The 13,525-nt window shown below is 66.0% G+C and carries 11 protein-coding genes; 5 read left to right on the forward strand and 6 right to left on the reverse strand.

What is annotated here, in order from left to right; genetic code table 11:
• Positions 1–65 precede the first annotated feature (65 nt).
• The 3 genes from truD to HYG81_RS35195 all read right to left on the reverse strand — a co-directional run bounded on the left by truD (position 66) and on the right by HYG81_RS35195 (position 3,308).
• Positions 66–1,442, reverse strand: a complete 1,377-nt coding sequence (gene truD / locus HYG81_RS35185) for a tRNA pseudouridine(13) synthase TruD (protein ID WP_180840813.1) — start codon at positions 1,440–1,442, stop codon at positions 66–68.
• An 88-nt stretch (positions 1,443–1,530) separates the two neighbouring features.
• Positions 1,531–2,304: an ABC transporter permease gene (locus HYG81_RS35190; protein WP_180840814.1), complete on the reverse strand. Its 774-nt coding sequence runs from the start codon at positions 2,302–2,304 to the stop codon at positions 1,531–1,533.
• The gene (locus HYG81_RS35195; protein WP_180840815.1) at positions 2,301–3,308 is read right to left on the reverse strand and encodes an ABC transporter ATP-binding protein; all 1,008 of its coding nucleotides are present in this window, start codon (positions 3,306–3,308) and stop codon (positions 2,301–2,303) included. The genes HYG81_RS35190 and HYG81_RS35195 overlap by 4 nt, the downstream gene beginning before the upstream one ends.
• A gap of 231 nt (positions 3,309–3,539) precedes the next feature.
• On the opposite strand from HYG81_RS35195, the gene HYG81_RS35200 reads away from it, so the two are divergent.
• On the forward strand, positions 3,540–4,496 hold the full coding sequence (locus tag HYG81_RS35200) for a TIGR03557 family F420-dependent LLM class oxidoreductase (protein WP_180840816.1): 957 nt from the start codon (positions 3,540–3,542) through the stop codon (positions 4,494–4,496).
• A 33-nt stretch (positions 4,497–4,529) separates the two neighbouring features.
• Here the strand turns inward: HYG81_RS35200 and HYG81_RS35205 are convergent, their stop codons facing one another.
• A complete protein-coding gene (locus HYG81_RS35205) occupies positions 4,530–5,645 on the reverse strand; it encodes an NADH dehydrogenase subunit (protein ID WP_180840817.1) in 1,116 nt (371 codons plus the stop codon).
• 126 nt (positions 5,646–5,771) lie between these two features.
• Between HYG81_RS35205 and HYG81_RS35210 the strand changes: the two genes are divergently transcribed.
• Both HYG81_RS35210 and HYG81_RS35215 read left to right on the forward strand, forming a co-directional pair.
• Entirely contained in the window at positions 5,772–6,464 is a 693-nt protein-coding gene (locus HYG81_RS35210; protein WP_226777500.1) for a helix-turn-helix domain-containing protein, read from the forward strand.
• A 412-nt stretch (positions 6,465–6,876) separates the two neighbouring features.
• On the forward strand, positions 6,877–7,893 hold the full coding sequence (locus HYG81_RS35215) for an aldo/keto reductase (RefSeq protein ID WP_180840818.1): 1,017 nt from the start codon (positions 6,877–6,879) through the stop codon (positions 7,891–7,893).
• 354 nt (positions 7,894–8,247) lie between these two features.
• On the opposite strand, the gene HYG81_RS35220 is transcribed toward HYG81_RS35215, so the two are convergent.
• Positions 8,248–9,441 (reverse strand): M24 family metallopeptidase, encoded by a 1,194-nt coding sequence (locus HYG81_RS35220; RefSeq protein ID WP_180840819.1) that lies wholly within the window; start codon positions 9,439–9,441, stop codon positions 8,248–8,250.
• A gap of 107 nt (positions 9,442–9,548) precedes the next feature.
• Here HYG81_RS35220 and HYG81_RS35225 point away from each other — a divergent pair, with 107 nt between their 5' ends.
• A complete protein-coding gene (locus HYG81_RS35225; protein WP_180840820.1) occupies positions 9,549–10,694 on the forward strand; it encodes a LolA family protein in 1,146 nt (381 codons plus the stop codon).
• Positions 10,695–11,103: 409 nt separating this feature from the next.
• Complete coding sequence (gene aroA, locus HYG81_RS35230) at positions 11,104–12,402, forward strand: 3-phosphoshikimate 1-carboxyvinyltransferase (RefSeq protein WP_180840821.1); 1,299 nt, start codon at positions 11,104–11,106, stop codon at positions 12,400–12,402.
• A gap of 13 nt (positions 12,403–12,415) precedes the next feature.
• Here the strand turns inward: aroA and HYG81_RS35235 are convergent, their stop codons facing one another.
• Complete coding sequence (locus HYG81_RS35235; RefSeq protein ID WP_180840822.1) at positions 12,416–13,426, reverse strand: hypothetical protein; 1,011 nt, start codon at positions 13,424–13,426, stop codon at positions 12,416–12,418.
• Between the last annotated feature and the right edge of the window lie 99 nt (positions 13,427–13,525).

Below are 13,525 nucleotides of genomic sequence, written 5' to 3' on the forward strand. Positions count from 1 at the left end.
CGTGACAGCGACCTAAAACCGGTGGTGACTGCGACGGCTAGCTGACTCCGCTGAAACGCCGCCTCCTACCCGAGGTCGATCGGATCGACCTTCAGATACTCCCGGAGGACGACCGTCGCGTACGATCCCTTCGGCAGCGCGAACTCGAGCGTCAGCGGCTCGGTCTCGAGACGGAGATCCGTCCGCAGGAGCATCGCTCGCCGAGTGCCACTCGAGTGAAACTCGCCGGGGAGATCGAAGTCCGCGGGCTCGAGGCCGAGGTCGTCGAGGACGGCGCGTTCGATCTCGCCCTGCTCGCCGTCGGCGAGTTCCGTCTCGGTGCCGACCAGCGGCGCAGTGACGAACGCCCGACCGCGCTCGCAGTGACGGGTCACCGAGTCGACCCGCCGCTCGTCGACGCGCTGGAGCCGGTCCGTATCTGGCAGTTCGAGCCCGTCGGGTGCGTCGGTATCCGAGAAACAGACCACGTCGCCCGCGAGGGGTCGGTCGAACGGCAGTCCGCGTTCGAGGCGCTCGCTCAACATGAGGTTGAACGCGTAGGACTGGGCCGCGTGGACGAACAGCCGCTGGAGGTTCGACGGGACCCGCTCGAGGGCCTCCCGAAATTCCGCAGCGCTGGGCTCGCCGTCGTCCTCTGCGAGCGCGTGGATCATCGAGCGCTCGTAGCGGAGACGGTTGGGGACCCGCTCGAGGGCTTCCTGCCAGTCTCTCGTTTCCTCGACGAAGGTCCGGGCCTCCTGCGTCGACTCGGGTTCCGCGTCCGTCGGATTGCCGAGGTAGGCCATCACCGCACCCTCCCAGTCGTCGCGAGCGATCGCGAGCCCGACTTCGTGCGTGACCGGCCGGCGGCTTCCGAAGCGCTGCTGGCCGAAGAAGTTGGGGACGCCGATCGAAACGTCGGATTCGCCATCGGAGTCGGTGTGCCCACCGTTCTTGTTGGTCTCGAGCCCGCCGAACTCGCCTAACTCGTCGGTGATCGTCGCGGCGTTTTCGGGCCGCTCGGGATCGGTGACCACGAGTTCGAACTCGTTGCCCGCGAGGTCGCCGAACTCGAGGTTCCGCCCGGCCCGCCCGAGCACCTCGATATCGACGCCATTGATCTCGGGCAGGTCCGCGGGGTCGGCTCCGTAGACCGAGAACAGCTGCGTCGTCACGGCGTACTTGTCCTTCGTCCCGGCCCAGTTGACCCGCTCGCGGGAGACGCCCAGCGCGTCCGAGAGCCGCGAGGCGAAGTCGTTGGTGTCCCACCCCCGCAGCGTCGCTCGAAAGACGAGGTGCGGGTAGGCGTCCGTCGGCGCGTCGACGGGTTCCGTGTCGAAGCGCTCGAGTTCGCGCACCCGGAAATCGGCGTCGTCCTCGCGGAGGCGGCCGCCGATGCCGTCCGCGTCGCTGACGTAGTACTCCATACCGACGGCCTGCTCCGTGGGGTGGCCTGAGCGCATGCTGGTTGCCGTCGGTTCGAGTGCCGCGCGTAAATCGGTTCGTTCTCGCGGCGAGCGACGGCCCGTGGATTCACCTCGGGCGATAGGATCAGTCCGTCCGCGGGATCGACCGCGCACCCAGCGCGAACGCGACGACCGCGAGAACGGCGAGGATTCCGAGGTTCGCGAGCGCGGGATCGACGCCGGCGATAGCGGGCGTCTCCGCACCGGAGTACGTCGCGGCCCGTACCCCCCGTGCGAAGTAGGTCAGCGGCGAGAGGTTGACGAGCGGGCCGAACCAGTCGGGCAGTTGGGAAAGCGATATGAACGTCTCCGAGAGGAAGAGCAGCGGGAGACCGATCGCGTTGCTGGCGGCAACCGCGCCGTCCTGCGAGTCGGTGTAGCTACCGAGCATTGCGCCGACGCCGCAGAAGCAGACGACGCCGACGAGGATGTAGGGTACCAGCAGCGGCGAGAACGCGATCTCAGCGCCGGTCAGCAAGACCACCAGTCCGAGAATGAGCAGGCTCGCCAACCCGATGATCGCGGCGTTGACCACGGTCTGGGCGAGAAGCCACTCGCCTCGAGTCAGCGGCGTCGTCGCGAGCTTCTCGAAGCGACTCCCCTCGCGGTGGCGCGCGACCTCGCTGCCCATCCGCGACAGCGGAGTGAAGAGGACGACGACGGCGAGGTAGCCCGGGACGTAGTAGGTCGCCGGCTCGGTGAACAGTCCCTCTCCCGTGGGATCGGTGCGGATCAGCGCGCCGAAGATGACGATCAGGATCACCGGGAAGAAGAAGGTGAAGAAGACCGCCGTCCGCCGGCGGATAAACGAGCGCCACCCGGCGCTCGTCTCGGCTCCGACGCGTCCCGTCCGACTCACGCCGTCTCACCCGCCTGCGCGATATCAGACTCATCGGAACCGCTCTGCCCGCTTCCCCCATGTTTCCCGCCCGCGAGCCGATCGGTTCGCTCCCGCTCGGTCGCGTCGGCCAGGGAGAGATAGACGTCCTCGAGGTCGGGTTCGGCCCACGAGAGCTCGGTGTACTCGACGTCGCGGGCCTCGAGATAGTCGACGACGGTCCCGATTGCGGCAGGGTCGATGTCGCGGACGACGACTGTACCGTCCGGGCTTCGGCCCCGGCCGCGGTCCGGGCGTTCGACCGGGTACTCGAGGGCGTCGAAGGCGTCCGGATCGGCCGCCGTTTCGATCGTGAGCCGGCTCGAGCCGCCGTGGTCTCGGACGAGCGCTTCGGGAGTGCCCTGTGCGACGAGCGAGCCGTCGGCGAGCAGACCGACGCGGTCGGCGAGCCGCTCGGCTTCGGCCATGTCGTGGGTGGTCAGGACGACGGTCGTCCCGCCCGCGGCGAGGTCCTCGATCAGTCGCCAGACGGTGCGACGGCCGGCGGGGTCGATGCCCGTCGTCGGCTCGTCGAGGAAGAGCAGATCGGGGTCGTTGACCAGCGCGGAGCCGACGCAGACCCGGCGCTGCTGGCCGCCCGAGAGGTCCTCGTACCAGGTGTCACCGGCGTCGACGAGACCGACGTCCGCGAGGACGTCGTCGGAATCCCGCGCGTCGTCGTAGAGTCCCGCATAGTAGGCGAGCAGTTCTCTCGCGCTGAGTCTGCCGGGTGGCGAGAACTCCTGTGGCAGCACGCCGAGTCGGTCGTGATCGACGGCCGACGGCGACGCGCCGAGGATTCGTGCGCTGCCGCCGTCGGGTTCGGTCGTCCCCGTCAGCGCGCGGACGAGCGTCGTCTTGCCGGCCCCGTTCGGACCGATCAGCGCGAAGACCTCGCCGCTCTCGACGGAGAGCGACGCCCCCGAGAGGGCCGTCGTCTCGCCGTAGACCTTCTCGAGGTCCGTCGCTTCGACTACGGCTTCCATACGGATGGCTTCCCACGCATCGCGGGTAAGGGGTTCGATTCCGCCGGCCGGGCTCGCGGATCGCTGTCCGTCCGTTCGCAATGGACGGTTCTCACTCGCGTCGAACACTCACGGCTCGCTTCGCTCACCGTTCGCGTCACCGCGGTTCTCGCTCACTGTGTTCGCTCCGAACCGCGCTCTTGCCGTCGCAGGTACAACCGTTACCCGTTCGGTCCTGATACAAACTCAGGAATGACGAAACTCGGATACACCCTCTCGAGCGAGGAGTTCGGCCCGACGGAACTGGTCGATATCGCCGTGCGAGCCGAGGAGGCCGGCTTCGACTTCCTCTCGATTTCCGATCACTTTCACCCGTGGGTGTCGGCCCAGGGCGAGTCGCCGTTCGTCTGGTCGACGCTCGGCGGCATCGCGACGGCGACCGACGAGATCGAGGTCGGCGTCGGCGTCACCTGTCCGACGATCCGGATTCACCCGGTCAACGTCGCCCACGCCGTCGCCACCGTCGACGAGATGTTCGGCGATCGGTTCACCTTCGGCGTCGGCACCGGCGAGAACCTGAACGAACACGTCACGGGCGAGCGCTGGCCCGAACACGACGTTCGCCTCGAGATGTTAGACGAGGCGATGGACGTCATGCGTTCGCTCTGGACCGGCGAGCCGACGAGCCACCACGGCGAGCACTATACGGTCGAGAACGCTCGCCTCTACACCGTGCCGGACGAGCAGCCGACGACGATCGGGAGCGCGTTCGGTCCGCAGACCGCCAAGTGGGTCGCTGAGACCGCCGACGGACTCTGGTGTTCCGGCCCGAAGGAGGAGCCGGTCGAGGCCTACGAGGACGCCGGCGGAGACGGACCGAAGTACACCCAGCTGCACGGCTGCTACGCCGACAGCGAGGAGGAAGCGATCGAGACGATCTACGAGCAGTGGCCCAACGGCTCGATTCCGGGCGAACTCGGTCAGGAGTTGCCGACGCCGGCCCACTTCGAACAGGCCGCTCAGATGGTCGAGAAAGAGGACATCGCCGAGGCCGGGACCACCACCGAACCGGACCCGCAGGCACACATCGACAGCATCGAGGAGGCGGCCGACGCCGGCTACGATCACGTCTACTTCCACCAGATCGGGGACGAACAGGAGAAGGCGATCGAGTTCTACGAGGAAGAAGTGCTGCCGTCGTTCCGCTGACGCGAAGGCGTGAGAGCCGACCGGGGCGGCACCTCACCGGGATTCGATCTCGAGACTCGTCTCGGACACCGCCGTCACCGTGCCGGCGATAGACGCGTGCTGGGGATTGCTGATCCCGTCGGAACTCGGCCTCGCGATCCGGTCGCCGGCGTCGACGCGGTCGCCGACCGCGACGATCGGCTCGGCGGATTCGACGATGTCGGGTTCCGGATTCGTCACGAGCGGAATCCGGACGGCGGCCGGTTCGACCGTCGCGGTCGGTTCGGTTTCCGCCTCCCGGACGCTCCAATCGTACTCCTCGAGCACGTCGATCCGCCCCCCGCCGAGCGTATTTTTCGCGATGGTCTCCGTGTCGAGCACGAGCAGGCAGTTCGTGTGCTTGCGGACACCGTACTCGTCGGGTACTGAATCAATCGGAAAGCACCAGCCCGGCCCGCCGTCGGCGATCACGGCGTCCGAGGGGAGCGCGTCGGGCGGACAGTCGGCCGCGCGCAGCAGTTCGCTCGCGGGCGTGCCGATCGGGACCTCGAGGAACCGGTCTCGCGGTACCTCGCCGCCGACGTGGACGTACTTGCGGGTCACGGGCACGCCGTCCGAGAGCGCGCGGGAGATATTGTACAGGGTCTCGGTGTTCTGGACGAGCCAGCCGCGATCGGTGGGGAGGTCGTTCCCGATGACCGTCCCGTCGACGGTTTTGAGGAGGACGCTCTCCATCCCGTACTGATACTTGTTCTCCGTATACGCGAAGACGACGCCCGACTCTGCGTCCCGATCGAGCGGCAGTTCGGCTGGCGGAATCACCGTCCCGTCGGTTTCGTTCTCGAGTTCCTGCATGTGTTCGTCGCGATCCTTCCACTTCGCGCTGACGACGATCAGGTCGAACGCCCGCTCGAGCAGCGCGTCGAACAGCGCGGCGAACGTCTCCGCGCGGGTCTTCCCGAGCCACTTGTCGATGGAGTAGTTCGGTTCGCTCTCCTGGTGGTTCATCAGGAGGGAATCGACCGCCTCGAGGTCCGTCCACTTCGCGTAGGACGGAAATCCGGCACCGCCCGCGCCCGCGACGCCGGCCGCCCGGATCAGGTCGCTCCCCTGCGTTCGAACGTCCGGCCACTCCGCGGATCGGGTCGCCAGTAGGCGTGAGGTTATCATGACGAGTGGTTACTCGCCCGGAGCGATCGTCCGACTTGATCCGCAGATATGCGGGGTGTTTATACGTCGAACCGTACCAGCGTTCGATCCGCTGTCCAGCGGTCCGACGAGACGGTAGCTTTGTAGGTGACAGTGGACGTACATCAGGCCGGTGAAATGCGCTATCTCGAGTTGAGCCTTCAGCGACCGCCGGCTGAGCGGCATCCGATGCACCAGTTCGTCGTCGAACACGAGGCGTACACCGCCTCGAGATTGCTCTACGGACACCGGTACGGCGACGAGCACGTGATGCTCTTCCACGTCGACGGTCCGCGAGCACCCTACGAGCGGGCCCTCGACGACGCACCCACGATACTCGAGTACGAACTCGCCCCCTGTCGCGACGATTCCGTATACCTGTACGTGCGGGAGACGCTGACGGGAGCCGACCGAACGTTTGCGGACGCGGTCGAACAGCCGGGACTGATCGTCATCCCGCCGCTAGAGCACCGCGCCGACGGCACGATCCGGCTGACGGTGGTCGGCCCCAGCGAAGCGATCCAGACGGTGGTCGACGATATGTCCGACGCGATGCACGTCGACGTCCTGTCGGTCGGCAAGTACCGCGCCGGGCGGATCGACGCCCGGACGGACCTGACCGAGCGCCAGTTCGAGGCCGTCTCCGCGGCCGTCGACTGCGGCTACTACCACACGACGCGGGACGCCTCGCTCGAGGACGTCGCCGATCGGCTGGACTGCTCGAGCGGGACGGCGGGGGAGTTGCTCCGGCGGGCCGAACGGACCGTTATGGCAGAGCTCGTCCGCGGCGGACCGTTCTGAGGGGCGCGCGACGTCTACAAGGGGGATGTGGCAGAGCACGTCCACCACCGCTGGTGACTACTCCCACGACTTCAGTCGTGGGCTTTCTCCTGCTTTCGATATAAGCTGCGGTCGCCCATCGTGGATTTCGTATCCGATCGTGCCTGCTAACGGTTCACGGACGTTTTTCGCGGTCCAAACGTATCTCCGACTGCTATGCCAGTCCCGCTCGATGAGTACCATGGCGAGGTATCATCGGAGACCGCGACCAAACTCGAGACGACCGCGTCCGAGCGGCGACCCCGCCGTTCGAACGATTGACGCGACTGGGTGGAACGGATCGCGGCCATCGTGGATGCGGAGACCGCGGACTGAACCGTCGCGGTTCGCCGGTTCCCCATCCGTTTTGCCGTTCGCACCGGAACCGTCGCCCATGGAGTACACCACGCTCGGCGATACGGGCACGACAGTCTCGAGACTCTGCTTCGGCACCTGGCGCTTCGGAAAGGAGAGCGACGGTACCGTCGAAACCGACCGCAAGGAGGCCCACGAACTGCTCGATACCGCCTGGGATAACGGAATCAACTTCATCGATACCGCGAACGTCTACGGCGATCCGAACGGCACCAGCGAGGAGTGGATCGGCGAGTGGCTTGAGGACCGGGATATTCACCGCGAGGACATCGTCATCGCCTCGAAGGTCTACTTCCCGTTCGACGGTCGCGGCGAGCCCGGTCCGAACGACTCCGGACTCGGTCGCAAGCACATCCGCGCACAGATCGAGGGCACCCTCGAGCGACTGGGTACCGACTACCTCGACCTCTACTACATCCACCGCTGGGACGAGAACACGCCGATTCGGGAGACCATGCAGACGCTCACCGAACTCGTCCGCGAGGGAAAAGTCCACTATCTCGGTGCGTCGAGCATGGCCGCCTGGAAGCTCACGAAAGCGCTGTGGGAAAGCGACGTAGAAGGCCTCGAGCGCTTCGACGTCACCCAGCCGATGTTCAACGCGGCCGATACGGACGATGTCGGAGACTACCTCGACGTTTGTGCGGATCAGGACATCGCTGTCTGTCCGTACTCGCCGCTGGCCGGCGGCTTCCTCACCGGGAAATATGAGCGGACCGAGGACGGCACCGTCGTCGCACCGGACGGCTCCCGCGGGAGTCTCACCGACCTCTTCGAGGACCGCTACACCAGCGAAACCGCCTGGGAAGTGCTCGAGGCCGTCGAATCCGTCGCCGATCAGGTCGATGCCACGCCGGCACAGGTCTCGCTGCGCTGGCTGATGGAACAGGACCGCTTTACCTGCGTGCCGATCGTCGGCGCGCGGACGTCCGACCAACTCGAGGAGAACGTCGGCGCGGTCGAATTCGAACTCAGCGACGAGCAGTTCGGGCGAATCGACGACGCTCGCGGTGGGGACGGCGACGGCTATCGCTGAGTTTCACAGTAATTGGTAGACGGATTCGTTCGTGTGAACGGAACAGTGCTTTCTGACGTGATCGGGGAACGAAGCGCCCTGCTATCGTGGTACCTAGGAGAGCCACACCCTCCCCAGCCGATTCGCTCGGTCATTCTTCCCTCGCTCATCCACCGGAAGACGCGTATGCGTCTTCCGAGCCGTTCGCTCACGATGTTCGCGAAGACCTCGCACGATTTCGTGCCGCGGTTCATTGGCATTCACCGCGGCCCAGCGCGCGCCACCGCGTCGGTTGGCCGGTTCGAAGGAAACGTAGTAGCATTCTTCCCCGATTTCCACGAGTAGCCGTGAAAAACGGAATCGTGCTACGATCTACTATCGATCACCGGCCGTCGGCTCGAGCCCGATCCGATACTCAGTCAGGTTCTCGTAGCCGTCCTCGGTGACGGCGATCAGATCCTCGATTCGGACGCCGCCGACCGCGGGATCGTAGATACCGGGTTCGATCGAGATGACGTGGCCGGCCTCGAGCTCGCCGCCGGACGGAGAGACGCTGGGCTCCTCGTGGATGTCGAGTCCGACGCCGTGGCCGGTGCTGTGAATGAATCCCGTCTCAGTGTTCGGATCGCTCCGCAGCGTCTCGTAGCCCGCGTCCTCGATCACGTCGCAGGCCGCGCCGTGAACGTCGGCACCGGTCACGCCGGCTTCGACGGTTTCGAGAGCGGCCTCGTAGGCCTCCCGCGTGACCTCGTAGCGCCGCCGGGCTTCCTCGCCTGGGTCGCCGCGAGCGAACGTCCGGGTCATATCGGCGAAGTAGCCCGTCTCCTTGTCCCGCGGAAAGATGTCGATCACGATCAGTTCGTCGGGCTCGAGCGGCCCGCTCCCGCGGTCGTGAGGGTCCGCACCGTCGGCCCCGCTGGCGACGATGGTCTCGTCGAGCGCACAGCCGTGGCGGAGCAGGGTAACCTCGATCTCTTCCGTCACGCGCTCGCTGGTAAGCACGTCGCCGTCGTGGACGAGAACGCCATCCTCGACGTCTGCGGTGGCGATCAGCTCCTCAGCTCTCGCCATCGCGGCCTCGTTCGCCCGCTGACTCGCCCGGATCTGGTCGACCTCCCACTCGGTCTTCGTCGCACGGATCTCCGTCACGGTCCCCTCCCGTTCGACTGTTACCGCAAAATCGTGCTCGCGGAGCCCGTCCGCGGTTCCCGTCGGAAAGTTTCGGGGGACTGCGATCGAGTCGACGTCGTGATCCTCGAGAAACGCCGCCAGCATGCGGATCTTCCCCTCGTACCGGCCGTATTCGGCGACGAGTTGCTGGTAATCGTACGCGGCTCGACGAGTGACGGAGTCGACGTTCGCTTCCGCGCTCGCGCGACCGTACTCGAGGCCGGAGACGAGCAGGTGGACCCCCTCTCTGGTCACGAGCGTCTGGTAAGGGTCGGGAGCGGTGAATCCGGAGACGTACCGCTGGTCGGAGTCCGAGGCGTCGTCATCGATCAGATAGCCGTCTAACTCTTCGGCCTCGAGAAATTCGCGAAGCGGGGAGAGATCGACGTCGAGGTTCATAGACGGATGTGTGATAGCACCGTACATAATCCCGGGGATCCCGGCCGTCGGGGTCGGGGACCGGTTCGAACCCACAAACTTATCACTAGTGATGGTAATTCCCGCGTATGAACCGTCGTCGGCTCCTCGCAACGGGTGCCGCGGTCGCACTCGCCGGCTGTCTCGGCGACTCCGGCGACGGGGCGCCGACGGGTACGGATCTCGTCCGGGACGCAATCGAGACGCGCCGCCACATGCGTTCCCTCGAGGCCAAGCGAACCGTGACGGCCGGTGCCCCGGAGGAGACCGTCGAACGGGTCGAACGCATCGCTCGACGACCGCCGGCCGAACAGCGGATCGAGGTGCTCGAGTCGACCGATTCGGATGTGCCGGTCGGTTCGGTTACCGTGACGAATCGGGCGACGACGTGGGCGTACAACCCGTCAACGGAGGTGGTGGACAAACAGTATCATCCGAACAAGGTCGACACCGACCAGACGCGCCTCGTTCTCGAGAACCTCCTCGAGTACCGTCTCGGCTACGAGGGAACCGAGACTGTCGACGGACGCGAGGCACACGTCGTCGAGACGAAACCGCCGGTCGACGATATCGGGCCGAAGGTCGAACTCGTCGTCGGAGACACGACGTACGTCATGCCGGTGAACATCATCCGAGATCTCGAGAAACTGGACGTCTCCCGAACCGTGTGGATCGACGACGAGTATCGGTATCCAATCAAGGAACGGAACACGATGAACGAGGACGGCGAGACGCGTCACGAGCTGACCGTGACCTACGAGGACCTCTCGATCGATGAGGGGGTCGCACCGGAGACGTTCACGTACGACCCGCCGAAAGGAGTGACCGTCGTTCCCGACGGTCGCGAACCCGAGGGTGTCTTCGAGCGCCGAAGAGCCGCCGAAGCGCATCTCCCGTACGAGCTTCCGGAGCCGGACGTGCCGGACGCGTACGCGCTCGACCGGATCACCATCATCGATCGAGAAGACGAGTACGGTGGGACCACCGCGATGCTGTGGTACAACGATCCGAACGTGGTCGCACGCGAACTCTACGTGGCCGTCCGAGAGTTCCAGCGGTTCAGCTCGACGTCGCCGGATGTCGAGGAGATCGAGGTCGACGGCAACACAGCCTACCGTCGCGACGGGCGAATTCAAAGCATTTTCTGGACGTGCGACGACCTGAGCTACGAGGTCTCGAGTCTCACTGACGATACGCCGCTGCTCGAGATCACGGCGTCGATCGGCTGTTCGTGACACGTTGGAGACTCCCTTCGACTGTCGTTCAGTCAGGGACACTCCGATGATCAGTACCGGGAAGCTACGTTTCACTCCACCCGATCATCCGGCATGCTGTGGCGCGCGCTGGCGGCCGACCGAACGCCAGAGAGGGCGGCCGATGACGCTGCGCGAGGGATGAGCGAGAGAGCGGAGCGATCGAGTGAATCGGCTGGGGAGGGTGTGGCTACTCCCTGTTGCCACGATAGCAGGACGCTTCGTTTCACCCAATTCCTCCAGAACATACCGTTCCATTCATCCGTCTACCGATTGGTCGCACTGTAGATCGGTCGCACTGTCCCCGCATCCGGACTGCCCGAATCGATCACCTCGAGACGGGACTAATGGGATCGGTATCGGTAAGGCGGGGCCACCCCACAGAGCGACCATGAACGTCACTATCACGCCCTCGAGCGTCGGGGGGACGGCACGGGCACCGCCCTCGAAGAGCTACACGCACCGGGCGATCCTCGCGGCGGGCTACGCCGACGGGGCGACCGTCCGCGACGCGCTCTGGAGCGCGGACACGCAGGCGACTGCCCGCGCGGTCGAACTCTTCGGCGGCGATGTCGACCGACGCGAGGACGGAACCCTCGAGATCGATGGCTTCGACGGCCGACCCGCCGTCCCGGCGGACGTCATCGACTGCGCGAATAGCGGGACGACGATGCGCCTCGTCACCGCCGCGGCCGCCCTCGCGGACGGCACCTCGGTGCTGACCGGCGACGAGTCCCTGCGCTCACGTCCCCAGGGGCCGCTGCTCGAGGCGCTGTCGGATCTCGGAGCCGAGGCCGACAGCACCCGCGGGAACGGGCAGGCCCCGCTGGTCGTCACCGGCCCGCTCGCTGGCGGCGAGCTATCGATTCCGGGCGACGTCTCCTCGCAGTATATCACCGCCTTGCTGCTGGCCGGTGCGGTCACCGACGAGGGGATCGCGATCGACCTCGAGACGGAACTCAAGTCCGCGCCGTACGTCGATATCACGCTCGAAGTGCTCGCGGACTTCGGCGTCGAAGCCCGGAAAACGGAGACCGGGTTCGCAGTCGACGGCCGTCAGTCCTACCGGCCCGCGGGTGGCGACTACGCTGTGCCCGGCGACTTCTCGTCGATCTCGTATCCGCTCGCGGCGGGTGCGATCGCTGGCAGCGAGGACGAGGGCGTCCGCATCGAGGGTGCCCAGCCGAGCGCACAGGGTGACAGCGCCATCGTTGACATCGTCGAGCGCATGGGTGCCGACGTGGAGTGGGACCGCGACGCGGGTACGATCGACGTTGCGAAGGCCCCGCTCTCCGGGATCGAGGTCGACGTCGAGGACACGCCCGATCTGCTTCCGACGATCGCGACGCTGGGCGCGGTCGCGGACGGCGACACGCACATCACGAACGCCGAGCACGTCCGGTACAAGGAGACCGACCGCGTGAGCGCGATGGCCGAGGAGCTGGGCAAACTGGGCGTCGAAACGACCGAGGAACGGGACTCGCTGACGGTCCACGGCGGCGAGTCGAGCCTCTCGGGGGCGACCGTCTCGGGATGCGACGACCACCGAATTATCATGGCGCTCGCGCTCGCGGGACTGGTCGCCGACGGCCAGACCACCGTCGAGGGTGCCGACCACGTCGACGTCTCGTTCCCCGGCTTCTTCGGGATGCTCGAGGAGTTGGGCGTGGGGCTCGAGCGCACCGATTGACGGCTGCGACGGATTACTCCGGGATCTGGAATCGGTCGAGGACGATGGTGTGCTCCTGTTCCGGCCCTCTCCACGTGACTGCGAGGTACTCGCCGGGGTTGGCGCTGGGAACCCCGACGGTGAGCGAGTCGCCGGCGGTCACCTCGCCGGAGAACTGCTCCTCGGTGAGGCCGCCCTCGAACCCGACCTGGACGTGCTCGCCTCGGAACGCGGGACCGCCCTCGTGGACGATCGTCACCGTCTTCGCGTCGGGATCGTACTCGAACGAGAGGTCGACCATCGGGGCCGGGTCGTCCTCGTCTACCTCGTCGTAGTCCGGGTTCGTCGGCGGCGGACCGACTCGAGTGACGGCAACGGCGGCACCGAGCATCGGTTCCGATGGTTCCGCCGTCCTGTCCACCGGCCAGTTCGTGAGCCACACCTGGCTCAACAGGTTCGGATCGGTGTCTTCCGGCGTCTCGTCGTACTCGACGGTCGCGCGGTAGACGCCGTCGTGGTGCTCGGTGAACGCTGCCTCGTAGCCGCGAACCGGGTCTTCGCGTAGTTCCGCCAGAGGACGTCCGATCCAGAACCGGTGGGTGTCCCTGGCCTCGTAGTACGCCTCGTCGACGTACGCGTGGATGTTCCAGTTCCCGGCGTCGGCGTCGTAGACCGGGGCCAAAAAGACGTGCTCCGCGTCGTCGGTCGTGTCGATGACCGGATCGACGGCAATCTCGGAAGATGAGTCGTCGGCCTCGAGACTGTCGTACCCCCAGACGACCTCGGGGTCGCCGGCGTAGGATATCTCTCGGATGGGATCGATCCACGACGGTCGATGACTGACGTCGTCGATCGACGCTGATCGGTCGCTACGGGCGGTTATGTCGACTCGATAGCCGCCGTCACCCGTGGGCTTCAGATCTGGCGGGGTGTCCTCGTCATTGTTGTCGGCGCGTTCGTCGGAGGGATCGTCGCTCACGCAGCCCGCAGTACCGGCCGCTCCGGCGGCAGCTGTCGCGAGCAGAATCTGGCGGCGTCGGACCATGTTGAATGACTGTCAAATGGTCTAATAAATTTTGTGCTATCTCACGCGACGAAACGAGGAAATCGTGGCGGAGTTGACAGCGTTCTACGTCTCAGTAGC

This window comes from Natrinema zhouii, assembly GCF_013456555.2.
Taxonomy (GTDB): Archaea; Halobacteriota; Halobacteria; order Halobacteriales; family Natrialbaceae; genus Natrinema; species Natrinema zhouii.